The sequence below is a fragment of the Paenarthrobacter sp. YAF11_1 genome, assembly GCF_052113445.1.
Lineage (GTDB): Bacteria > Actinomycetota > Actinomycetes > Actinomycetales > Micrococcaceae > Arthrobacter.
This window is the reverse complement of record NZ_JBFRDF010000001.1, coordinates 177,936-201,826: the sequence shown is the minus strand read 5'-3', so window position 1 is coordinate 201,826 and position 23,891 is coordinate 177,936. Positions and strand designations below refer to the sequence as shown.

23 protein-coding genes are annotated in these 23,891 nt (G+C 61.4%); 21 read left to right on the top strand and 2 right to left on the bottom strand.

The window, feature by feature from the left end:
* From thrB to AB4Y77_RS00860, 21 genes are all read left to right on the top strand, one after another.
* Complete coding sequence (gene thrB, locus AB4Y77_RS00960) at nt 1–975, top strand: homoserine kinase (RefSeq protein WP_311212668.1); 975 nt, start codon at nt 1–3, stop codon at nt 973–975.
* Nucleotides 976–1,276: 301 nt separating this feature from the next.
* A complete protein-coding gene (rho, locus tag AB4Y77_RS00955; protein ID WP_442012705.1) occupies nt 1,277–3,427 on the top strand; it encodes a transcription termination factor Rho in 2,151 nt (716 codons plus the stop codon).
* 252 nt (nt 3,428–3,679) lie between these two features.
* Nucleotides 3,680–4,753, top strand: coding sequence for a peptide chain release factor 1 (gene prfA, locus AB4Y77_RS00950; protein WP_311212666.1), 1,074 nt, complete (start codon nt 3,680–3,682; stop codon nt 4,751–4,753).
* 33 nt (nt 4,754–4,786) lie between these two features.
* Nucleotides 4,787–5,659 (top strand): peptide chain release factor N(5)-glutamine methyltransferase, encoded by an 873-nt coding sequence (gene prmC / locus AB4Y77_RS00945; RefSeq protein WP_442012704.1) that lies wholly within the window; start codon nt 4,787–4,789, stop codon nt 5,657–5,659.
* A 12-nt stretch (nt 5,660–5,671) separates the two neighbouring features.
* Nucleotides 5,672–6,586, top strand: coding sequence for an L-threonylcarbamoyladenylate synthase (locus tag AB4Y77_RS00940; protein WP_442012703.1), 915 nt, complete (start codon nt 5,672–5,674; stop codon nt 6,584–6,586).
* Entirely contained in the window at nt 6,583–7,368 is a 786-nt protein-coding gene (locus AB4Y77_RS00935) for a WecB/TagA/CpsF family glycosyltransferase (protein ID WP_311212663.1), read from the top strand. Before AB4Y77_RS00940 ends, AB4Y77_RS00935 begins: the two co-directional genes overlap by 4 nt.
* On the top strand, nt 7,369–8,325 hold the full coding sequence (locus tag AB4Y77_RS00930) for a glycosyltransferase (protein WP_442012702.1): 957 nt from the start codon (nt 7,369–7,371) through the stop codon (nt 8,323–8,325).
* 282 nt (nt 8,326–8,607) lie between these two features.
* Nucleotides 8,608–9,720: an MraY family glycosyltransferase gene (locus AB4Y77_RS00925; protein WP_442012701.1), complete on the top strand. Its 1,113-nt coding sequence runs from the start codon at nt 8,608–8,610 to the stop codon at nt 9,718–9,720.
* Nucleotides 9,721–9,839: 119 nt separating this feature from the next.
* Complete coding sequence (locus AB4Y77_RS00920; protein ID WP_311212660.1) at nt 9,840–10,331, top strand: hypothetical protein; 492 nt, start codon at nt 9,840–9,842, stop codon at nt 10,329–10,331.
* Nucleotides 10,318–10,653, top strand: a complete 336-nt coding sequence (locus AB4Y77_RS00915; protein WP_311212659.1) for a hypothetical protein — start codon at nt 10,318–10,320, stop codon at nt 10,651–10,653. The genes AB4Y77_RS00920 and AB4Y77_RS00915 overlap by 14 nt, the downstream gene beginning before the upstream one ends.
* Nucleotides 10,654–10,734: 81 nt before the next feature.
* Nucleotides 10,735–11,535 carry a F0F1 ATP synthase subunit A gene (gene atpB / locus AB4Y77_RS00910; protein ID WP_026540137.1) on the top strand — a complete coding sequence of 267 codons (801 nt, stop codon included), beginning with the start codon at nt 10,735–10,737 and terminating at the stop codon, nt 11,533–11,535.
* A 77-nt stretch (nt 11,536–11,612) separates the two neighbouring features.
* Nucleotides 11,613–11,816, top strand: coding sequence for an ATP synthase F0 subunit C (atpE, locus tag AB4Y77_RS00905; protein WP_009356484.1), 204 nt, complete (start codon nt 11,613–11,615; stop codon nt 11,814–11,816).
* A gap of 56 nt (nt 11,817–11,872) precedes the next feature.
* Nucleotides 11,873–12,430 carry a F0F1 ATP synthase subunit B gene (locus AB4Y77_RS00900; RefSeq protein WP_026540138.1) on the top strand — a complete coding sequence of 186 codons (558 nt, stop codon included), beginning with the start codon at nt 11,873–11,875 and terminating at the stop codon, nt 12,428–12,430.
* A complete protein-coding gene (locus AB4Y77_RS00895) occupies nt 12,430–13,257 on the top strand; it encodes a F0F1 ATP synthase subunit delta (protein WP_311212658.1) in 828 nt (275 codons plus the stop codon). The genes AB4Y77_RS00900 and AB4Y77_RS00895 overlap by 1 nt, the downstream gene beginning before the upstream one ends.
* 84 nt (nt 13,258–13,341) lie before the next feature.
* Nucleotides 13,342–14,979: a F0F1 ATP synthase subunit alpha gene (gene atpA, locus AB4Y77_RS00890; protein ID WP_089597491.1), complete on the top strand. Its 1,638-nt coding sequence runs from the start codon at nt 13,342–13,344 to the stop codon at nt 14,977–14,979.
* Between the two features lie 76 nt (nt 14,980–15,055).
* Complete coding sequence (locus AB4Y77_RS00885; protein WP_089595533.1) at nt 15,056–15,946, top strand: F0F1 ATP synthase subunit gamma; 891 nt, start codon at nt 15,056–15,058, stop codon at nt 15,944–15,946.
* A gap of 84 nt (nt 15,947–16,030) precedes the next feature.
* Nucleotides 16,031–17,482, top strand: a complete 1,452-nt coding sequence (gene atpD, locus AB4Y77_RS00880) for a F0F1 ATP synthase subunit beta (protein ID WP_089595532.1) — start codon at nt 16,031–16,033, stop codon at nt 17,480–17,482.
* Between the two features lies 1 nt (nt 17,483).
* The gene (locus AB4Y77_RS00875) at nt 17,484–17,768 is read left to right on the top strand and encodes a F0F1 ATP synthase subunit epsilon (RefSeq protein WP_026540143.1); all 285 of its coding nucleotides are present in this window, start codon (nt 17,484–17,486) and stop codon (nt 17,766–17,768) included.
* Nucleotides 17,769–17,778: 10 nt separating this feature from the next.
* Nucleotides 17,779–18,210 carry a DUF2550 domain-containing protein gene (locus AB4Y77_RS00870; protein WP_089595530.1) on the top strand — a complete coding sequence of 144 codons (432 nt, stop codon included), beginning with the start codon at nt 17,779–17,781 and terminating at the stop codon, nt 18,208–18,210.
* Between the two features lie 5 nt (nt 18,211–18,215).
* A complete protein-coding gene (locus AB4Y77_RS00865) occupies nt 18,216–19,514 on the top strand; it encodes an alpha/beta hydrolase (RefSeq protein WP_442012700.1) in 1,299 nt (432 codons plus the stop codon).
* A complete protein-coding gene (locus AB4Y77_RS00860; RefSeq protein ID WP_442012699.1) occupies nt 19,511–22,012 on the top strand; it encodes a bifunctional lysylphosphatidylglycerol flippase/synthetase MprF in 2,502 nt (833 codons plus the stop codon). The genes AB4Y77_RS00865 and AB4Y77_RS00860 overlap by 4 nt, the downstream gene beginning before the upstream one ends.
* A gap of 165 nt (nt 22,013–22,177) precedes the next feature.
* Here the strand turns inward: AB4Y77_RS00860 and AB4Y77_RS00855 are convergent, their stop codons facing one another.
* Nucleotides 22,178–22,381, bottom strand: coding sequence for a cold-shock protein (locus tag AB4Y77_RS00855; protein ID WP_018776337.1), 204 nt, complete (start codon nt 22,379–22,381; stop codon nt 22,178–22,180).
* Between the two features lie 251 nt (nt 22,382–22,632).
* A complete protein-coding gene (nagA, locus tag AB4Y77_RS00850) occupies nt 22,633–23,889 on the bottom strand; it encodes an N-acetylglucosamine-6-phosphate deacetylase (RefSeq protein WP_311213501.1) in 1,257 nt (418 codons plus the stop codon).
* Nucleotides 23,890–23,891: the final 2 nt, after the last annotated feature.

Genomic DNA, 23,891 nt, shown 5'->3' with positions numbered 1-23,891 from the left:
GTGGAATCAACGCAGCCCACCGCGACTGATCGTGCGCTCGTCGCGGCAGGCCAGCGGCTGACCGTCAAGGTCCCCGGTACAAGCGCCAACCTGGGCCCCGGCTACGACAGCCTCGGCTTGGCCTTGTCTATTTACGACACCTTGACGGTGGAAACCCTCAGCACCGGAGAGCTTGAGTTCGAGCTCTCCGGTGAAGGGGCCGAAACCCTTCCCCGGGATTCCAGCCACCTCGTGGTGCGCGCCATTGATCTTGCGCTGGATCGCCTCGGCTACCAGCATTCCGGGCTGAAAATCACCGCGGACAACGTCAATCCCCACGGACGTGGCCTCGGATCCTCGGCTTCTGCCGTGGTAGCAGCTGTGACCGCCGCCAACGCCTTGGTACCGGAGGAATCGCGGAAGGATCGCGATTGGATCCTGCAGTTGACCAGCGAGATGGAAGGCCACCCGGACAACGTCGCACCCGCGATTTTCGGCGGACTGGCGCTGTCCTGGCAGGACAGCGAGCAGTACAGCAGTACCAAAGCAGACGTCGCGCCGTCGGTTGTCCCCGTAGTCGCAGTCCCGGACTTCGAATTGTCCACGGAGACCGCGCGCGGTTTGCTCCCGGCATCCGTGGGCCATCATGCAGCGGCCATGAATTCCGGACGCGCCGCCCTGCTGATCCACGCCCTCACGGCGCAGCCGTCCTTCCTGTTGCCTGCGACCGAGGACTACCTCCACCAGAGCTACCGTGCACAGGCTATGCGCCCCAGCGCCGACCTCATCGCGGCGCTTCGGTCCGCAGGCCACGCGGCCGTTGTTTCCGGTGCGGGACCTACTGTGATGGTGCTGGCCAACGGGGAAAGCGAAGCCGCCACTGTTGCTGATTTCATTGAGTCCTACACGGCGTCCAACACACCCGACATTGGCTGGCGCGTGATGACGCTGGCTGTGGACGTTCAAGGTGCTAGAGTGGAAGTGCACCGCCGGTAAAGCCGCGGGCAGTTCCCTGATTTTGGATCTCGGTGTTTCGCCGTACCTTTCGTCAACTGTGCCAACGTTGGTGGTGTCGTCTCTTTCCGGCCTGTCTCAGGTGCCGAGATCTCTCTGTTTCCTGAACATTCAGCCGGCTGTCCGGGCAACCGGATCCAGTGATGGCGATCAGTATCCGGCCCTGTTGGCCACAATCCATCAGGCACGGCCCAATCACCGGCTGCAGATCTGAACTGCAGCCCAGAACAAATCATCGCGTCCAGCTCTCGCTCTGGACGCCGTCGAGGGGGAAGGATCCTTCGTGACAGAAACCACTGAGCTGGCTTCAGCTGTGGACACAACATCTTCTGCTGCTGAGTCGTCAACAGCAGCAACCACCAAGAGCAGCGGCCTTGCAGGCCTTAAGCTCGCCCAGCTTCAGGCTCTCGCGAGCCAGTTGGGCATCTCCGGGGGATCGCGTATGCGCAAGGGGGATCTGGTTACCGCCATTTCCGCCCATCGCGCCGGCACCTCCACCACCAAGGCACCCGCCAAGGCCAGCGCCTCGGCAAAGGGAACCACTGCGGTGGCCAAGGAGGCCCCGGCAGTGGAAGCCAAGGCTTCAGGTGAGTCCAAGGGCAAGGCTTCCGATAACGGTGCCGTTGCCGAGGCAACTTCCGAGGCTCCGGCCCAGGAAGCTCCCCGCGGTCGTGGTCGTGGGCGTAGCCGCCGCGCCACCAGTGATGGTGTGGTAGCTGCTGTTGAAGCCGCTGCTGCGCCTGCTGAGACCGCAGCTGCGCCGGTTGCTGAAGCACCGGCAGCACCTGAAGCGGCTGAGTCCGGCACCGAGCGTCGCCAACCGCGCACCCGCAACCGCCGCCGTGGCGAAGCTGCTGCAGCACCTGTTGAAGCAGCCGAAGCCCCCGCAGCCGAGCAGCGTGCTGACCGCACCGAGCAGCGTGCCGACCGCACCGAGCAGCGTGAGCAGCGTGCCGACCGCACCGAGCAGCGTGAGCAGCGTGCCGACCGCACCGAACAGCGCGAACAGTCAGATTCGGGCGAGCAGCGCGAACGCCGTGACAACACCCGCGGCCGCCGTGAAGAGAACAACGACGGCGATGACACCGGCAACCGCCGCAACCGCCGCAACCGTCGTGACCGCAACGACCAGAACGACCGCAGCGACCGTCGGGGAGGTCAGGACAACCGTGACGGAAACACCCGCAGCGACCGCTTCCGCGACCGCAACGAACGTCGCCGTGGCCGCGCGCAGGGACCGGATGTCGACGACGTCGAGGTCACCGAGGACGACGTCCTGCTTCCCGTAGCCGGTATTCTGGACGTCCTGGAGAACTACGCGTTCATCCGTACGTCCGGCTACCTCCCCGGGGCAAACGACGTTTACGTCTCCCTGGCACAGGTCAAGAAGTACAACCTCCGCAAGGGCGACGCCGTTGTCGGCGCCATCCGCGCACCCCGTGACGGCGAAGACCGCAGCCAGCAGTCTGCCCGACAGAAGTTCAACGCGCTGGTTCGCGTCACTTCCGTCAACGGCAAGACTCCGGAAGAGCTCAAGGACCGCGTCGAGTTCGCCAAGCTCGTACCGCTGTACCCGTCCGAGCGCCTCCGCCTCGAGACTGACCCCAAGAAGATCGGCCCGCGTGTCATTGACCTCGTGGCCCCGATCGGCAAGGGTCAGCGTGGCCTGATCGTCTCCCCGCCGAAGGCCGGTAAGACGCTCATCCTGCAGTCCATCGCGAACGCCATCACCACCAACAATCCTGAGGTTCACCTCATGATGGTTCTGGTTGACGAACGTCCTGAAGAAGTCACGGACATGCAGCGCACCGTCAAGGGTGAGGTCATTGCTTCCACCTTCGACCGTCCCGCCGACGACCACACCACGGTTGCCGAACTTTCCATTGAACGCGCCAAGCGCCTCGTGGAAATGGGTATGGACGTTGTAGTCCTGCTGGACTCCATGACCCGTCTTGGCCGCGCCTACAACCTGGCAGCACCGGCCTCCGGCCGTATCCTGTCCGGTGGTGTGGACTCCGCAGCCCTGTACCCGCCCAAGCGGTTCTTCGGTGCTGCCCGCAACATCGAAAACGGCGGCTCGCTGACCATCCTGGCAACGGCCCTCGTTGAGACCGGCTCCAAGATGGACGAAGTCATCTTCGAAGAGTTCAAGGGCACCGGCAACATGGAGCTCCGCCTGTCCCGCCAGCTGGCGGACAAGCGCATCTTCCCGGCCGTGGACGTCAACGCGTCCGGTACGCGCCGCGAAGAGAACCTGCTCTCGCCCGAAGAAGTAAAGATCATGTGGAAGCTGCGCCGCGTCCTTTCCGGCCTGGAGCAGCAGCAGAGCCTTGAGCTGCTGACCAACAAGATCCGGGAGACGCAGAGCAACGTCGAGTTCCTCATGCAGGTTCAGAAGACCACGCTCGGAGCGAAGTCGGACAACGACAAGTAGCTGTGCTCTAACCGCTCAAAATATGCCGGCCCCGCCCCTACGCCGGGTAGCTTCCGATCTACGATCGGAAGCTACCCGGCTCCGGCAGGCCCGAAGCCACTCCGTGGCCGGCATATTTTGAGCGGTCTTTGTTTAAGGAATCCTTGGCCCGACACCACGTGAGGTCAGAAACGGCCCAGTGGGCCCCAGATGGGCTGTGCGTGACCCCACGATGCAGTTATTAGACTTGTAGAAGTCGAAAGAGGTTTGAAAATGTTTGAGTCCGTACAGGGATTGCTTGATGAGCATGCTGCTATTCAGGCGCAGCTGAGTGATCCTGCTGTTTATGCCGATCAGTCTGCGGCCCGGAAGTTGGGGCGGCGGTCCGCTCAGCTTCAGGGCATTGTGGAGGCGTACAACAAGTGGCGCGGGCTCAATGATGATCTGGAAGCAGCCAAAGAGATGGCTGATGAGGATCCCGAATTCGCCGCAGAAGTTGTGCAGTTGGAGGAGCAGGTTCCCGCTGCGCAGGAGCGTCTGCGCCGTCTGCTGATTCCTCGTGATCCCGACGACGCCCGCAACGTCATCCTTGAAGTCAAGGGCGGCGAAGGTGGCGACGAAGCTGCTTTGTTCGCCGGCGACCTTCTGCGCATGTACATGCGCTACGCCGAATCTCGGGGCTGGAAGACCGAAATGATTTCGGCCACCGAATCCGATCTTGGTGGCTACAAGGATGTTGCCGTGGCCATCAAGGGCAACTCCAACGATCCCGCGCAGGGCGTCTTCGCGCGTTTGAAGTTCGAAGGTGGCGTGCATCGTGTGCAGCGCGTGCCCGTTACCGAATCCCAGGGCCGCATCCACACCTCGGCTGCCGGCGTGCTGGTGCTTCCCGAGGTAGACGAGCCCGAAGAGCTTGAGATCAACCAGAACGATCTCAAGATCGATGTCTACCGTTCCTCGGGTCCGGGTGGCCAGTCCGTGAACACCACCGACTCCGCTGTCCGCATCACCCACTTGCCTACGGGCATCGTGGTGGCCATGCAGAACGAGAAGTCCCAGCTGCAGAACCGCGAAGCCGGCATGCGCGTTCTCCGTGCCCGCCTCCTGGCCCACCAGCAGGAACAGATCGACGCCGCCAACTCGGAGCAGCGCAAGTCGCAGATCCGCACCATGGACCGTTCGGAGCGCATCCGCACGTACAACTTCCCCGAAAACCGCATTGCGGACCACCGTACCGGGTACAAGGCGTACAACCTCGACGCCGTCATGAACGGTGACCTGGAGCCGGTGATCCAGTCGGCCATTGAGGCGGACGAGCAAGCACGACTGGACGCCATCGGCGAATAGCACCCTGCCGCACATCAACAGCAGAGTAGATCCATGACGTTTTACCAAGGCCAGAGCCTCGCGGACGCAGTTCGCGAGGCCACTGCCGTTCTCACCGAGGCCGGTGTCCCCACGCCACGCGTGGACGCGGAGTTGCTTGCCGAACACCTGCTGGGTGTGGGGCTGGGACGCCTGCGGGCCATGCTGCTGGGCGATGCTCCCGCGCCGGATGGCTATGGAGAACTGGTGCAGGAGCGGGCGGGACGTGTTCCCCTGCAGCACATCACCGGCGTCGCCTATTTCCGGTACCTTGAGTTGCGCGTGGGTCCGGGCGTTTTCATTCCCCGGCCTGAAACGGAGTCGGTGGTCCAGTTGGTCATTGACCACGTGGCAGGAATGCCGAACCCCAAAGTGGTGGACCTTGGCACCGGATCCGGTGCGATCGCCGGCTCGATTGCCCACGAGGTACCGGGCGCTGACGTCCATGCCGTGGAATACAGTACCTTTGCGCATGCCTGGGCGGCGAAGAACCTCGAACCGCTGGGCGTCACCCTCGTGCAGGGCGACCTCCGGGACGCGCTGCCCGAACATAACGGAACCTTCGACGTCGTCGTCTCCAACCCGCCGTACATCCCGGCGGAGGCGATACCCACAGAACCAGAAGTCGCGCTCCACGATCCTCCCGAGGCACTGTACGGTGGGGGAGCGGACGGCATGGAACTCCCGACGGCGGCAGCGGCCTCCGCGGCCCGGCTCCTGAAGCCCGGCGGCTACTTCGTGATGGAACACGCAGAAGTCCAAGCCGGCTGGATCGCCGGGATGCTGCGCCGCACGGGACGTTGGAACAACGTCACCACGCATTTCGACCTGAACGGCAAGGAACGTGCCACCAGCGCGGTGCTGGCAAGCACCGCCCCTGATGAGTGAAAGAATAGCGCTGTGACCACAACCTACAACTGCACTTCCGATGACCAGCGTGCCGAGGGACTTCAGCACGCTCAGCGTGCCATCAGCGAGAAGAAGTGCATCGTGCTGCCGACGGACACGGTATACGGCATTGCCGCGGATGCTTTTTCGCCCTTGGCTGTGACGATGTTGCTGGCCTCCAAGGGACGCAGCCGGCAGATGCCTCCTCCCGTGCTGATTCCCCGGATCAACGCCCTTGATGGCCTGGCCACAGATGTACCGGCCGACGCCCGCGCGCTGGCGCAGGCATTTTGGCCCGGCGGGCTGACATTGATCCTCCACGCACAGCCGTCTTTGGACTGGGATTTGGGCGAGACCAAGGGCACCGTTGCCCTGCGTATGCCCGACGACCAGATTGCCTTGGAACTCCTCGGGCTCACGGGCCCTCTGGCCGTATCATCGGCCAACCGCACAGGCCAGGAAGCAGCCCAGACCGCTTCGGAAGCGCGCATGCAACTGGCCGAATCCGTAGACGTGTACCTTGAGGGCGGATTCCGGCCCGTGGAAGGTACGGCGGCGCTGCCGTCCACGATTGTGGACGCAACTGCCACCCCGTTCCGAGTAGTTCGCCAAGGAGCCATCTCCTTGGAAAGCCTCCGTGCGATCGTTCCGACCCTCCTCGGCTTTGGCGAGTCTGTATTCGCAGACGTTCAGCAACCTGCTGAAGCGACAGCATCTGAAGAAGCGGTTGCCGAAGAAGGGGCTGAAGAAACAGCCGTCGCGGATGAGGCAGTTCCGGGGGCTGAGCCTGTCGCGGAGACAGCCACCGTGGGCGACGCCCCGTTTGAAGTGACGGAAACCGCCGTCGTCGAACCGACGCCTGACGACGACTTGACTGCTGGCAGCGATGTGGAGCCGCCGGCCTCACGAGAAGCCAAGTCCGAATGATTCCGGACCGCCAGCGCGTCCCCGTCCTCGACGTCGACGCTACTCCGTTGCGCGTCAATGAACTCATTGAGGCCATTGGCGGGCTCATTGCTGCGGGGACCACAAGCACAGTACTCGGCCACAACCTGCACAGCATCACGCTGTTCCATTCCTGTCCGGATGTCCGCGCCCTGTATGAGAAGAGCTCGATAATCCTCCTGGATGGGGCCCCCGCCACGTTGCTGTGGGGGGTTTCCCGGAAGCGGCAGGGTTTGCCCTTGAGCGAAGGGGCCATGGCGTACCGCCTGGGCTCCATGGACTGGATCCCTGAACTCGGCAAGGTTCCCGGATTGCAGCGGGTTGCTGTGATCGGCGCCGGCCGGGAGGCCAATACCGAAGCGGTGGCCCGCCTGCGTTCCATCATTCCCGGCGCCACGGTGGACGGTATGCCCGGCGAGGGCTGGGATGACGCGCTCGAAGACGCCGTAGTGGGCTGGCTGGGCACCTTCCGGCCGCAGCTGGTGCTGTTGGGTCTGGGGATGCCGCTCCAGGAACATGTCCTGCATCGCCGGCTGGGGGAATTGCCGCCGGCTACGTATTGCGCCGTTGGAGGCGCTATCGAGCAAGTTGCCGGCATCCAGAAACTGGCGCCGCGCTGGCTGGGGAGGCTGGGGCTCGAATGGGCCTGGCGGCTGGTCCTCCACCCGGGCCGGGTTGCCTACAGAGTTTTCCTTGAGCCGTGGAAGCTTGCCGGCCTGTTGGTTCGGCGCCGTTTTCAATCACCCAAGACCAAAGGCAAGTAAATGACGTCCCAAGCTGTTGTGGTCGCCGTCGTGGTGACTTATAACCGGCATGAACTCCTCCAGACCACTCTGGCGGGCATCGCGGCCGGCACCCGGGTTCCGGACGCCGTCGTCGTGGTGGACAACGCCTCCACTGACGGAACCGCAGAGTACCTGCGGGACTATCAGGGGCCGTTGGCTACGGACGTAGTCACGCTCACCGCCAATGTGGGCGGTGCTGGTGGATTTGTGGTCGGAATGGAACGCGCCCTGCTGGATCACGGCGCGGATCACGTCTGGATCATGGACGATGACACAGAACCCCAACCAGCCGCCCTTTCCGAAGCGCTGGATGTTTCCACTGCTTATCAGCAGGAAACAGGAGATACGCCGGCCTTCGTTGCCAGCCGCGTGGTCTGGACCGACGGCCGGGACCACCCCATGAACCGTATGCGTCCCCGGATGGGTGCCAGCGAAGAAGCACGTACCGCTGCTGCACGCGTCGGTGCCACGCAGATTCGCAGTGCTTCCTTCGTCTCCGTGCTGATCCGTGCCGAAGAGATCAGGAAATACGGCCTGCCCATCGCGGACTACTTCATCTGGAACGACGACCTTGAATACACTGCCAGGGTCTCGCGCAGGGGAACAGCACTGACCACGGAAGCTTCGGTGGCCAATCACCACACCAAGGTCTTCGGCGACGCCGGTGCTGACCCTGGACCGCGCTTCTACTACGAGGTTCGGAACAAGCTGTGGGTTTACACCCGTTCCAGTGCCTTGGCGCCGTGGGAAAAAGTTCTTTTCACTGGCGCGTCGTTGCGTAACTGGACCCGCACCATCGCGGCCTCGCCCAACCGCAAAGTGCTGCTGGGCGGGCTTCTCAAGGGCCTGCGCCACAGCTTCAAAGCACCGCGTTCCAATGCGCAGGTGCTTGAGGGAATCTACGCGTTGCGGAACGTCCAAGGGCCAGCCAGCTGACAGATACGCAGCTACAACCCAGTCAAACAGGCGGGGGTCTTGCGGCTGCGTCACAGGGTGGTCACGGCCGTTGGCATTAGTATCGTGACTAGAGTCCACAGAAATCCCGCAACATTCGGCACAGCCGGTGCAGGCATGGCGACGGAGTAGTTCCATTTATCCACACACAGAATTCCACACCTCAAGGTGCCCGGAAACCACCGGCTTTCAGGCGACGCGTCGGCAGCGTCAGTACATTGCCATTTCCGGAACAGTGGGCGGGCTGCTCCCGGGAGCCGCATCATGATCATGTATCTGCTGATGGCACTCACGGCTGCCGTGGTGTCCTACGCGGGAACGTGGGGTGCCCGCGTGGCCGGAAACAAACTGCGCTTGTACCGTCCCATCCGCAGCCGCGACATGCACTCCGCCCTGATTTCCAAGCTCGGGGGATTGGGCATCTTTGCGGGCTTCTTCGTCGCCTTGGTAGTTGCCAGCAACTCTTTCTTCGTGAAGGACATTTTCAGGCACAACGATGCGCCCTGGGGGATCCTGGCCGGTGCTGTGGTGATCGTAGCCGTAGGGGTGGCAGATGACATCCTGGACATCCGGTGGTGGATCAAGCTGCTGGGCCAGGGCGCTGCCGCCTTAATCGTGGCACTGTGGGGCGTCCGGATGTCGGTGGTGCCATTCATCCCGGAACCGATTTTCCTTGAGTCTGAGATCCTTCAGATTGTGCTCACTGCGGGACTCATTGTCACCACCATGAACGCCGTCAACTTCATTGACGGGCTGGACGGTTTGGCAGCGGGAGTGGCCATCATTGGTGGCGGCGCCTTCTTCCTCACGGCCTATTGGGTCCACAGGAACAATCCATCCACCGACAACTCAGACCTTGCGACCCTCTTGATGGCCATCCTGGTGGGAAGTTGCATCGGGTTCCTGCCACACAACTGGTTCCCGGCAAAAATCTTCATGGGTGACTCGGGGGCCATGCTCATCGGGCTGCTCATGGCGTCAGCCGGCGTCGTAGCGACGGGGCAGATCGGCTCGGGACTGTATGACCGTGCCAACGGCATCCCTACGATTGTTCCGATCTTGCTGCCTTTCGCGGTTCTGTCCCTGCCCCTCCTGGATCTCGGGATGGCGGTGGTCCGCAGGACTGCGAGGGGTCAGTCGCCGTGGTCGGCAGACCGTGGGCACCTCCACCACAAACTGGTGGACCTCGGATACTCGCACCGCGCCGCCGTTGTCATGCTGTATGTCTGGACGTGCATCCTGGCTTTCGGTGGCGTCGCATTCGCCGTCTTCCCGTGGCAGATTGTGCTCATTGTGGTCATCGCGGCGGCGCTGATCATGGCCGCTGTGACTGCGTGGCCCTACTTCACACGTAACTCGGCGCGTCCGGGGGAGTAGTTGTGACGGCTGGTTATCGTCACAGTTCTATCTCATGTAGAATTCTTTCTGCGGACAGTCACTCGCCCGTAACCCCACTTTGAGAATATGGCACCTGTGCCACGAGGATTGGTATCCCCATGACATCCAACGCCGAAACCGGACGCCCGTCCGGTAAACGTGGTGTTGGAGTCTCCGGTGAGACGTCGAACCTCTGGCTGCGGTTGCTTCTTCTGAGTGCCTCGGCCGCAGTCGCGGCCACTGCAGTCACCTGCGTGATCGCGGCCGTGATGAACGGCGGTCAGGGCGCCCTTTCAGTGGCGTTCGGCGCCGCACTGGTCATGCTCTTCTTTGGCATCAGCCTTTTGATCGGCCACTATGTAGGCCGCAACAACCCTTCAGGTGCTGTTGGCCTCTTTGTTGCTACGTATTTCATCAAAGTGGTCGGCTTTGCCGTAGTACTGTTTGTGCTCGGTGCGCCGGATTGGCTCCACCAACGCTGGTTCCTGATTGGCGCCGTGGTCACCGTTGTCTTCTGGCAGGCGGCAGAAATCTATGGTTTCAGCAAGGCCCGCCTTCAGATCTACAACGATCCTGAAGAAAAGAAGGGTGGCCCGGATGTCTCCGCGTAAGCGATATTCACGCCCGGCCGCACAAGCCCAGCAACCTGGAAAAGCCAATGAAACCGCGGAAGCCGGAAACGACGGCGGATACAACGCCGGCATCGCCGTCTTCAGCTACATCGTTGGCGGGATCATTGTCTGGAGTTTGATAGGCTGGGGTCTGGATAATCTGTGGGGGACCCGCTGGATTGTGCTCCTTGGCGCTCTGCTGGGAGCCGCAGGAGGGTTCTATCTTTCCCATATGCACGGCCTCACGAGGCAAAGCTCTTCTTCTGGCGAGAGCAACGCAGACAGCGGTCCGTCCACGGACGGGGACAGTAATGCCAAATAATTTCACATGGAATACGGATGCGTCCAACGCGCCCGGATTCCAACCAATGCCCAATGATGGACACAGCAGAGAGGAAACGCGTTGATCGCGCTTGCGCTCCCCGCCCAGGATTCGGGGTCATTCACCCCACCCGGAATCGACGAAATGCACCTGCCGGCAATCCTGCCTTGGGGTGCGCACGACGGATTCTCCAAGCAGATGCTGCTGGTAATCCTTTCGGTCGTCATTATCGCTACATTCTTCATCCTCGCTGCACGAAAGCAGCAGCTGGTTCCCGGCAAGCTGCAGTTCGCAGGCGAGATGGCCTATGGCTTCGTCCGCAACAGCATCGCCAAGGACATCATCGGCGGCAAGGACTTCATCAAGTACGTCCCGCTGCTGTTCAGCTTGTTCTTCTTCATTCTGGTGAACAACATCTATGGCGCGATTCCCGTCATTCAGCTCCCGAGCTTCTCCCACGTCGGTGGAGCTTATGTGCTGGCCGGCATCGTGTACTTCACCTGGATTATCATCGGCATCAAGAAGAACGGACTGAAGTACTTCAAGCTCGCCACCGTTCCTTCGGGTGTTCCGTGGTACATCCTCCCGATCGTGGTACCGATCGAAATCATCTCCAACTTCCTGGTCCGCCCCGTCACTCACAGCCTCCGTCTGTTCGCGACCATGTTGGCAGGCCACTTGATCGTCATGCTCGCCGGTTCCGGCATCGAGTACTTGGTCATGCAGGAAAACGTCCTCTTGAAGGGCACCTCGGTTCTGGTCCTCGTCGGCGCTGTCGCCATGTACATGCTCGAGGCACTGATTATGGCCCTGCAGGCTTACGTGTTCACCCTGCTGACCGCGATCTACATTGAAGGCGCCCTGCACGCCGACAGCCACTAGGCACAAAATCTTCCCCTGATGGGGATTGAAGTAAACCAAACAACCTGCCACATGGGTGGCATCTTGAAAGGAAAAAAATGGAAGGCAATCTCAACCTCGTAGGTTACGGTCTGTCCGCAATCGGCGGTGGTATCGGTGTGGGTCTCGTATTCGCGGCTTACATCAACGGTGTTGCTCGTCAGCCGGAAGCTCAGCGCGTGCTGCAGCCGATCGCGTTCCTTGGTCTGGCACTGACCGAAGCTCTCGCCATCCTCGGACTCGTCTTCGCGTTCGTTCTCTAGTCTTCGGATTTAGAACGAAGCGAATTCCGCAACCGAGTAGATAGGACGGGTGAAATATGAATCAGCTGATCATCTCAGCCGCCACTGAAGGCGAAGAGGCCGCCAACCCTCTCGTTCCCAATGTCTGGGAAATGGGCGTCGTCCTCGTCGGCTTTGCGGTCCTCCTGTACATCGTGGTCAAGTTCATTGTCCCGATGTTCGAGAAGACCTTCGCAGAGCGCGCCGAAGCAATTGAAGGTGGCATTGCAAAGGCCGAAGCGGCCCAGGCGGAAGCTTCTGCAGCTCTTGAAGAGTACAAGCAGCAGCTCACCGATGCCCGCGCCGAAGCCAACCGCATCCGCGAAGAAGCACGCGCCGAAGGCGCCCAGATCCTTGCGGACCTGAAGGCCAAGGCTGCAGCGGAGTCTGCACGCATCACCGAGCAGGCACACGCTGCCATCGAATCGGAGCGCCAGGCAGCTGTTGTCTCGCTTCGTTCCGAGGTAGGCACCCTGGCCACCACGCTGGCCGGCCGCATCGTTGGTGAAGCACTCACCGACGACCAGCGTGCCGCACGCGTTGTGGACCGCTTCCTTGCAGATCTGGAGACCCAGAGCGCAGGTGCAGCTAAGTAATGGCAGGTATATCGAGCGAATCGCTGACCACAGCACTGGCGCAGTTGGAAGCCAAGCTTCCCTTCGCCTCGCTGCAGTTGGCTAAGGACCTCTTCGGAATCCTGGGAACGGTGGACAGCTCGGCTGGCTTGCGCCGCGCCCTGACTGACCCGTCCCGCAGTGGAGACGAAAAGTCGGCGCTGGTCAAGCAGCTGGTTGGCGGGAAAGTCTCCGCTGATGCTGCTGAAATTGCGGGCGGACTGGCCAGCTCACGCTGGGCATCGGCACGTGATATCGGCGATGCACTCGAGACGCTTGCCGCCACGGTTGTTATTGCCGTAGCTGAAAACAAGTCGGCCGTTTCTGCCTCCGGTATCACGGGGCTGGAAGAGCTGGAAAACGATCTGTTTGCCTTCAACCAGATCGTCGCCTCCAGCCACGAAGTACAACGTGCTCTGTCTGAGCCGCAGGGATCCCCTGCGGCGAAGATTGCACTGGCCGAGAAGCTTGTTCCTGGCAGCAGCGAGGAAGCAAAGGTTCTCATCAGCCAGGCAGTTACGCAGCCGCGCGGTGTCAAGCCGAGCAAGCTCGTCGATTCTTTCGCCAAGCTTGCAGCCAAGCGTCAGCAGCGCTGGATTGCAACTGTCAGCGTTACCCGTCCGTTGACGGAAACGCAGGCCAGCCGTCTGCAGGCCGGGCTTGACGCCCTGTACGGCCGCGAACTGAAGGTCAACCTCAACGTTGACCCCGCCCTGATTGGTGGAATCCGTGTCCAGGTTGGTGACGAAGTGCTCGATGCTTCGGTTATCGCCCGCCTGTCCGAACTCCGCCGTCAGCTCGCTGGCTAGCCAGACTAAGCACAACTTAACTGATATAAAACCCGGTCATCGTGAGCAACGATGATCACGAAAACAGGAGAGCAGGGACTGCAGATGGCCGAATTGACCATCAACGCCGACGACGTCCGTAATGCGTTGAACGAGTTCGCGGCGTCCTACGAACCCGGTAACGCAGAGCGCGTAGAGGTTGGTCGTGTGACCACCGCAAGTGACGGCATCGCCCGTGTTGAGGGTCTTCCCTCGGTCATGGCGAACGAGCTGCTTCGCTTCGAAGATGGCACGCTGGGCCTGGCCCAGAACCTTGACGTCCGCGAGATCGGTGTCATTATCCTCGGTGACTTCACCGGTATTGAAGAAGGCCAGGAAGTTCACCGTACCGGTGAGATCCTGTCCGTTCCGGTTGGCGATGCCTTCCTGGGCCGCGTTGTCGACCCGCTGGGCCAGCCGATCGACGACCTCGGCGAGATCAAGGCCGAGGGCACCCGTGCACTGGAACTCCAGGCTCCGGGCGTTACCGAACGCAAGTCGGTTCACGAACCGATGCAGACCGGCCTCAAGGCTATCGACGCCATGATCCCGATCGGCCGCGGCCAGCGTCAGCTGATCATTGGTGACCGCCAGACCGGCAAGACCGCCATCGCCGTGGACACCATCATCAACCAGAAGGCCAACTGGGCTTCCGGAGATGTCACCAAGCAGGTTCGCTGCGTATACGTTGGTGTCGGCCAGAAGGCTTCCACCATCGCAGCCGTCCGCCAGACCCTCGAGGATCACGGCGCGCTGGAGTACACCACCATCGTGGCGTCCCCGGCATCGGACCCCGCTGGCTTCAAGTACCTTGCACCGTACGCAGGCTCGGCCATCGGCCAGCACTGGATGTACGGCGGCAAGCACGTACTGGTGATCTTCGATGACCTGTCCAAGCAGGCCGAAGCCTACCGTGCAGTTTCCCTGCTGCTTCGCCGTCCGCCGGGACGCGAAGCTTACCCGGGTGACGTTTTCTACTTGCACTCCCGTCTGCTGGAGCGTTGTGCCAAGCTCTCCGACGAGCTCGGTGCAGGTTCGATGACCGGTCTTCCGATCGTCGAAACCAAGGCTAACGACGTCTCCGCATACATCCCGACCAACGTGATCTCCATCACCGATGGCCAGATCTTCCTCCAGTCGGACCTCTTCAACGCCAACCAGCGTCCTGCTGTTGACGTCGGTGTGTCCGTCTCCCGCGTTGGTGGCGCTGCACAGGTCAAGTCCATGAAGAAGGTCTCCGGTACCTTGAAGCTGGACCTGGCCCAGTACCGCGACATGCAGGCATTCGCCATGTTCGCCTCGGACCTGGATGCTGCTTCCCGTCAGCAGCTGACCCGTGGTGCACGCCTGATGGAACTGCTGAAGCAGGGCCAGTACTCACCGTTCCCGGTTGAGAACCAGGTTGTATCCATCTGGGCCGGTACCAAGGGTTACCTGGACGACGTTCCGGTTGAGGACATCAGCCGCTTCGAGTCCGAGTTCCTGGAGCACCTCGCGCACAAGTCCTCCATCCTGACCACGCTGGCTCAGACCAACGTCCTGGATGACGACACCGCTGCAGCCTTGAAGGAAGCCATCATTTCCTTCAAGAAGGGCTTCTTCGGAGAAGGCGACAACCACCTGGTTGGCGCCGGCCACGAAGAGCACGCAGCGATCTCCGGCGGCGACGTCGACCAGGAAAAGATCGTCAAGCAGAAGCGCTAGTTCCGATCACCTGCCCTGCCGGGGTCCGCAAGGGCCCCGGCAGGGCAGCACATCGGGAACTTAGGAAAGGATAAGTATGGGAGCCCAGATTCGGGTCTACCGTCAGAAGATCAGCTCGACGACGTCGATGCGCAAGATCTTCAAGGCGATGGAACTGATCGCTACCTCGCGCATCGGTAAGGCCCGCGCCCGCGTAGCAGCTTCACTGCCCTACGCGAACGCGATTACCCGCGCCGTTTCTGCTGTCGCAACTCAGAGCGAAATCGACCACCCGCTGACCACCGAGCCGGAGCAGATCCGCCGCGCCGCAGTCCTGATCATTACATCGGACCGTGGCCTTGCAGGATCGTACTCCGCGAGCGTGCTCAAGCAGGCTGAAGGTCTCACCGAGCTTCTTCACGCAGAAGGCAAGGAAGTCAAGGCGTACCTGGTTGGCCGCAAGGCGCAGGCGTACTTCGATTTCCGCAACCGGTCATATACCCGCGTATGGACCGGTGGCACGGACGCACCGGAATTCGAAACCGCACAGGAAGTCGGAGCTGCACTTCTCGAAGACTTCTCCACTGACTTCGAAGAGGGTGGCGTGGATGAGATCCACGTCGTCTACACCCGCTTCAAGTCGATGGTGACGCAGGAGCCCACGGTTATCCGTTTGCTCCCGTTGGAGGTCGTCGAAGAGGAAGCAGCCTCGGAATCCGAGCTGTTGCCGTTGTACGAGTTTGAACCGGAAACAGAGCAGGTGCTTGACGCACTGCTTCCGCGTTACATCGAGTCCCGCATCTTCGCAGCCATGCTGCAGGCCGCTGCTTCCGAGCTCGCAGCCCGCCAGCGTGCCATGAAGTCGGCCGGTGACAACGCTACCGATTTGATCAAGAAGTACACGCGCCTTCGCAACACGGCCCGCCAGGCCGAGATTACGCAGGAGCTTTCCGAAATCGTTGCCGGCGCCGACGCCCTCGCGTCCTAGCCTGCACCGGATTCGGTTCGAAGCCGCACCTGCAACAAACAGATAAACTTAACCCCACGCCATCTACTGAGTGAAGTGAGAGAGATGACTGCCACTGCTACCGAACACGTAGCAACGGCCGGTGCCACCGGCCGCATTGCCCGTGTTATTGGTCCGGTTGTCGACGTCGAATTCCCGGCTGACGCAATCCCCTCGATTTACAACGCTCTGACCACTGAGATCACTCTCAACGGCCAGACGAAGACCATCACGTTCGAGACCTCCCAGCACCTGGGTGACAACCTCGTCCGCGCCATCTCCCTGCAGGCAACCGACGGACTCGTCCGCGGTACCACTGTCCAGGACTCCGGCGCTCCGATCTCCGTGCCCGTCGGCGACGGCGTTAAGGGCCACATCTTCAACGTTCTCGGCAAGCCGCTGGACGTCGAAGAGTCCGAGATCAAGGCTGACGCCTACTGGCCGATCCACCGCAAGGCTCCGGCCTTCGCGTCCCTCGAGGGCTCCACGGAGATGCTCGAGACCGGTATCAAGGTCATCGACCTTCTCACCCCGTACATCAAGGGTGGAAAGATCGGCCTGTTCGGCGGCGCCGGCGTTGGCAAGACCGTTCTGATCCAGGAAATGATCACCCGTGTTGCCCGCAACTTCGGTGGTACTTCCGTATTCGCCGGTGTCGGCGAGCGTACCCGTGAAGGTAACGACCTCTGGGTTGAAATGGAAGAGGCAGGCGTCCTCAAGGACACCGCCCTTGTATTCGGTCAGATGGATGAGCCGCCGGGAACGCGTCTGCGCGTAGCCCTGTCGGCCCTGACCATGGCGGAGTACTTCCGCGATGTCCAGAACCAGGACGTGTTGCTCTTCATTGACAACATCTTCCGCTTCACCCAGGCAGGCTCGGAAGTTTCCACGCTGCTCGGCCGTATGCCGTCCGCTGTGGGCTACCAGCCCAACCTTGCCGATGAGATGGGTCTCCTCCAGGAGCGCATCACGTCCACCAAGGGTCACTCCATCACGTCGATGCAGGCCATCTACGTGCCGGCTGATGACTACACCGACCCGGCCCCGGCCACGACCTTCGCACACCTCGACGCGACCACGGAACTTTCCCGTGAAATCGCATCCCGTGGTCTGTACCCGGCCGTTGACCCGCTGACGTCGACTTCCCGCATCCTGGATCCCCAGTACATCGGCAAGGATCACTACAACACGGCTGTCCGTGTTAAGCAGATCCTGCAGAAGAACAAGGAACTCCAGGACATCATCGCCATCCTCGGTGTTGACGAACTGTCTGAAGAGGACAAGATCGTCGTGTCGCGTGCACGTCGTATCCAGCAGTTCCTCTCCCAGAACACCTACACCGCCAAGCAGTTCACCGGCGTCGAGGGTTCCACCGTGTCCATCAAGGACACCGTGGAAGGCTTCACGGCCATCTGCGACGGCGAGCTGGACCACATTGCAGAGCAGGCGTTCTTCAACGTCGGCGGCCTGGATGACGTCGAGCGCCAGTGGGCCAAGATCCAGGAACAGACCAAGTAGTATGGCTGAGCTCGAGGTTGAGATTGTCGCAGCGGACCACTTCGTGTGGTCCGGCGCGGCCAAGATGGTGAAGGCCCGCACCAGCGATGGTGAAATCGGAATCCTGCCGGGCCACTCGCCCCTTCTGGCCATCCTGGCCGAGGGCGAGCTGGCAATCCAGCCGGTTTCCGGTGACCGTATTGCGGTAGTTGTCGACGGCGGGTTCTTCTCCGTTGACAACGATCGCGTGGTCATTGTTGCTGACAACGCCAAATTGGGCGAAGCGGCTACAGCGGGGATCCGATAGCACGACCTTGATGGACGATTCCCTTATTCCGTTCATCGCCCTGGCAACAGCGTTTACGTTGCTGATCATTTCACTGTGCCTGTTCGGGGTGCGCCGCTTCAACCTGCGGCGTGCCCTGGGCACGGTAGACGCCTCCATTTGCACGGCTGGAAACAGCTGGCAGATGGGGGTTTGTCGTTATCAGGACAATGAGCTGGAGTGGTTCCGCTTGATGTCCTTGAGCGTGATCCCCAAGCACAGATTTACGCGCAGTTCGCTGGAACTGTTGGGCCGCCGCCAACCCACGGAAGATGAACTCGTCAGGGTGCAGCCCGGCGTTGTGGTTGTTGAATTGCAGTACGAGGGCAAGAAGTTCATGCTCGCCATGAACTTCGACGCCTATGCAGGGTTGTCCTCCTGGCTGGAGGCCGGTCCGGTCATCGGCGTCGGTACCTGGCGCTAGGCGTTATGGATTTTCTTTCCGACGTCAGCCTGGTTGGTGGTCCGTTCCTCTGGTTCAGCATTGCTTGCGGTGCTGCCGGTGGAATGTACCTGCTATGGCGACGACGACGATCCTGGCCCCTGGTTGTCGTGGGCTCTCTCGCTGTTTCTGCAGGCATCGTGGCGTTGGTCCACTGGATCCTGGTGGACCTCATGGCCACTTTTTCAGAGAACCTGCCCTTTGAGACTCTCGCTTGGTCTGTGCCGGCTGTCGCGGCTGTCCTTCTTTGCGCAGCCCGCTTTCCACGTAACTCCGGTAAAGGCCGCTCCCTCAGCGTCCTGGCGATGCTGGGGGTCGTCCTCTTGAGTGCGGTCCAAGTGAATCTCTACTTCGGGCTGAACAACTCGGTAGGAGATTTGCTGGGTACTGCAGTGGCCCGCATTCAGCCGCTGGAGGCCGGCCTTCAACGGAGTCCGGACAGTAAGCCCGGCCCCGCCCTTAAGGGGTGGAAAGCGCCGGAGTCCATGCCGGCCAACGGTATTTTGCGCAGGGCCGACATCCCCGGGACCACTTCCGGTTTCACTGCACGGGAAGCGTACATCTACCTTCCCCCCGCGTATCAGGCTGAACCCCGCCCCAAGCTGCCTGTGCTGGTGCTTTTCTCAGGGCAGCCCGGTGGCCCGGCCGACTGGTTGACGGGCGGCCAACTCCGTTCCCAACTTGACCGCTTCGCTGAAGCCCACCACGGAGTAGCTCCGGTGACGGTGGTGGTGGATCCGAACGGGTCAAGCGGCGCCAACACCATGTGCATGGATAGCCTGATTGCCCCTGCGGACACATACCTCTCCAAGGATGTTCCGGCCTGGATCACCTCCACGCTGGATGTTTCCAATGACCCTCAGCTGTGGGCCGTGGGCGGTTTCTCGTTTGGGGGAACATGTGCCATGCAGATGGGTACAGCCCACCCGGAGCTCTTCCCCACAGTGCTCGCGTTCTCGGCGGAACGGGAACCTGCGTTGGCCAAGGATCGAATCAAGACCATTCAGGACTCGTTCGACGGCGATGCAGCGGCTTTCGAGTCGAGGACGCCTTTGGCCTTGATGCAGCAACGCACTTATGCGGGAAGCGGTGCCTACCTCACGGCCGGCGAAACGGACCACGAGTTCACCGACTACATGCATGAGCTCGCTGAGGCGGCCCGGAGCGCGGGCTTCGCAACAGAAGAACATTCCGTTCAGCATGCAGGACATTCCTGGGACGCGGTTGTCCGGGGAATGCCTGGTGCCTTGGGTTTCCTTGCCGACCGCTGGGGGCTGTCCCCATGAGCCGTGCCCTCAAGGGTGTGATCAAGCCGGCAATGCTGCAGGCGGGCAAGCACATGCGTGCCACACCGTTCACCCTGCTGGTGCTGAGCTTGTTTGTGGCGTTATCCCTGGTTTCGGGCAGTTTCCTGTCCGGTCCGCCGGAACGGTGGCTTGCTTTCGCAGGCGTATCACTTGACGGTCTGCGGTCGGGAGAATGGTGGTCCATCTGGACATCGCTGTTCTTCACCACCAATCCGTTGGCCTATGCCACAGCGGTCCTCATGATCGTGTTTCTTCTGGGGCTTGCCGAGCGGCACCTTGGATCACTCAAAACGGCGGGTGTGTTCCTGGGCGCTCAGTTCGCCTGCGTTTCGGCTTTCCTCTTGGTCACCCAGGTGGCGCAGCACTCAGATGACGGCTGGCTGTCACGGATGGCAGACACCCGGCTGATCGGTCCCTATGGCGCAGCTCTGGCGACTGCTTTGGCGGCCAGCGCCCTGCTCCCTTCGCTGTGGCAACGGCGCCTGCGCACGGTGGCCCTTTCGGTCTCCTTGCTCTTGGTGCTCTACGTGGGGCACGCCGAGACTGTGGTGGGTTTCCTGGGGGCCTTGATCGGCTTGGCCGCCGGGTGGTGGATGCAAAGCAGCCAGGGGCATCTCCATCTGCATCGCTCTACGGGCAGGGAAGTGCGGAACCTTCTGTCGTTGACCATGGCAATCTTCGCTGTGGGGCCCATCGTTACCGCTGCGGCGAAGAGTCCGTCCGGTCCCCTCGCATTGCTGCGGGACGTCATCCTGAATCCTTTGCCCACGCTCAGCCAGTTGGAAAGCAGTTGCGGCGGAACCATTGATGTTGCCTGTTTGGAGGTGGGCCGCCAAGGCTATACCGGCCCGTGGGGTTTGGCGCTGGCAGTGGTGCCCGTAGTCTTGCTGCTCATTTGTGCCGACGGCATGAGGCGTGGACGCAGGTTGGCCTTGGGGATCGCGATTGCGGTCCAGCTGGTAGTGGTGGTGTTGTCAGCGATCTACCTCGGCCTCTTTGCCGGGATGCCCAGGCTGCAGGGACGTCCCCACGTGCCGATGCTGAACTCGGCCGTGGTGCACCTGATCCCGCTCGTCCTGGTGCCGCTGGGGCTGGCTGTGCTGCTTTTTGTCTACCGAGGCCACTTCCGGGTGGTGTCCTCGGATCGACTCCGGCGCAGGATTTTCTGGTTGGTGGGCCTGACCGGGGCAGGGCTTGGCATCGCCTACACCGCGGTGTGGTTGGCGTCCGGCGGCATGGACCGTGACGGCGGCTTGCTGGGATTGGCTGCAGAATTGGCCAGGCAGTACCTCCCCGTTCCACTGCCGGGCGTTTACCGGAAGGTCTTCGCCGAACGTGATGTCCTGGAGGTGTTCCTTTTCTCCTACTCCGGAACGGTGTTCTGGTTGGTGGCGCTGGTGGGCGTATGGATCCTGCTCATCCGTGGACACCACTCCGGCGGACTCGACCACCAAGCCCGCCAGAGAGCCCGCACCCTGGTCAAGTCCGGGGGTGACTCCTTGTCTTGGATGGCGCTCTGGGAACCCAACAAATATTGGTTCAACGGTGAGGGCACCGGGGGAGTGGCTTACCAACAGCATGGTCACGTGGCCTTGACGCTGGCTGGCCCGTTTGGGTCGTCGGGACATCGTCTGGAAACCGCCAGGGGTTTCCTCGAGTACTGCACCCAGCAGGCGTTGATACCGTGCTTCTACTCCTGCACGGATGAGCTGTGGCCCATGCTTCAAACGCGGGGGTTCCGCAGGGTGGCTGTTGCCCAGGAAACCCGCCTGCGGATCAGGGACTTGGAATTCCGGGGCAAGGAGTGGCAGAACGTCAGGACATCACTGAACCGCGCCAAAAAACTGGGGATAAGGGCCAGTTGGGGCCGCTACTCAGAACTCTCGCATGGCGTGCGCGCCCAAGTCACTGAGGTGTCTGAGGAGTGGGCGGCCCAAAAGAAGATTCCCGAGATGGGCTTCACCTTGGGCGGCCTGGACGAATTGGAGGACGACGACGTCCTGTGCTGCGTTGCCGTCGATGAGGCCGGTTTCGTGTACGGGGTCACCAGTTGGCTTCCGGTTTACGAGGATGGCCAGGTTGTCAGTTGGACGCTGGACTTCATGAGGCGGCGTGGGGACACCTTCCCGGGAGTCATGGAATTCCTGATTGCCTCGGCCATCCTGCACTTGCGTGGCTCCGTAGAGGTCATCTCACTGTCCGGTTCGCCCTTGGCCAGGGAGAAGGGCGAGATCGAACAGCAGGCTGAGGGCCTGGCGGGAATTCTGGATGCTGTGGGGCAGGCACTGGAACCCGTTTATGGATTCAGGTCACTGGCTTCTTTTAAGTCGAGATTCCAGCCCGAGTACCGAACGTTGTACCTGTATTACCAAGACCCGTTGCACCTTCCGGCAATGGGGCGGGCACTAAGCCGCGCCTATCTCCCCGGATTGTCGGTACGGCATTCGGCGCGGCTTCTCCGGACCCTCGTTGCTTGAATAGTCAACCCCCATTCACCAGGACCAGTTCGACTTTCTTCATGGTTAGTAACAGGCGTTGTCGAAATATCAGACATTACTGGCCTTAAACACATTGACCCCGACTCGAAAGCCGGGGTCAATGTGTTTGTTGAATCTGCAACCAGCAGAATTCAACAGGTAAGGCTAGACGACGGTAACGCCGGTTGCCTGGGGGCCCTTGGCGCCCTGACCGATCTCGAACTGAACGCGCTGGTTCTCATCGAGGGTCTTGAAGCCACCGGTCTGGATCTCGGAGTAGTGAACAAAAACGTCCCCATCCGAGTCATCCGGGGTGATAAAGCCGAAGCCCTTTTCAGCGTTGAACCACTTGACGGTTCCCAGTGCCATGTATTTCTCCTCATTGTGGAACATCAGTCCGATACACCTCGTACCGGCTTTGTTACTCCGCGAGAAGACCTTGGATTCCGTCCGGGGATACCGGTTGGTTTCGCAGGAGCTTCACGCTCGCAACTCGTCTTGCGAGCATGAAAACCACCTACACAAAGACTGCTACAACACTTTCATGTGCCCTGCCGGAGGTCAACGGTCTTTTGGGCAATTCTGGAAAATTTTCGGTAAAAAGAAGGTAACGCGCGCATTCAATTTGCGCTGTGAAGCCACAGGCCGTTGCGCATCACGCTGGTGAGTTCAAGATCTTCGTTTGTCACAACGAGGTCCGCCCGCAGGCCACGGCGCAGTCCACCTATTTCGTCGGAAAGTCCAAGGACAGCTGCAGGAACCGTCGTGGCGGAACAAACGGCGTCGGAAAGTCCGACGCCGGCCGCTACGGTTTTGCGGACAACCTCCAGGAGGGTGGCGGTGCCGCCTGCAATTGACCCTGTGGCATCCAACGTGGCGACACCATCGCTGACGGTCACAGGAGAGGGACCCAGCATGTAGCTGCCGTCCGAAAGGCCGGCGGCGGCCATGGAGTCCGTCACCAAGACAATGTTGGCGGCTCCTACCAGTTGGAAGACCGTAGCTACCGTGCTGGGATCCAAATGAGTGCCGTCGGCGATGAGCTCCACCACGGCCTTTCCCTCCTGTGCCATCCGCAGGCAGGCAGCAACGGGGCCCGGCGCGCGGTGGTGCAGGGGAGGCATCCCATTGAAAAGGTGCGTCACAGTGGGAAGCGAGCTGACGCCGTCGAATCCTGCTGATTCCAGTCCTTCGCGGGCGGCGGCCAGCGACGCCGCCGCCGTGGCGTCGTCGCAATCCGTGTGGCCGAGGGAGGGAGTGACACCGTGGGAGGTCATCAGGTCCACCAGCGCGGCAGCGCCCGGGAGCTCGGGAGCATAGGTCATGGTGGCCAGCTTGCCGGCTGCAGCGCCGACGAGCTCCTCCATCAGTTCCAGGTCCGGTTCCAGCAAGTAGTCCGGGTTCTGGGCTCCGCAGCGGGCATGGGACAAGAACGGGCCTTCGAGGTGGATTCCGGCTACGAGGCCTTCGTCCGCCAGCTTTACATACAGCTGGATGCCACGGAGTAGGTCCTCCGGGGGAGCGGTCACCATGCTGGCCAGGAACGTTGTTGTTCCCGAACGGTGCAGGAAGTCGACGGCTTTGCGCGCCGATGCCTCTTCCCCGCCTGGGAAATCGCCGCCATTGCCACCGTGGCAGTGAACATCCACCAGTCCGGGAATCAGGTAGCTGCCGCTGGGGACTCCCAACCGGACAGCGCTCTGGAAACCTTCAAATGATTCCGGATCAAAGCCAGCAGCAGCTCCGGCATAGGCGATTCTGTCGCCTTCGATGGCAACAAGGCCGTCCTCCACCACCTCGCCGTCACTGACAATCGTGCCTTTGATGATCTGGTGGCTTGGCGCGGAAGAAGTGGGCAAACGATCTGCGGCAGTCATGC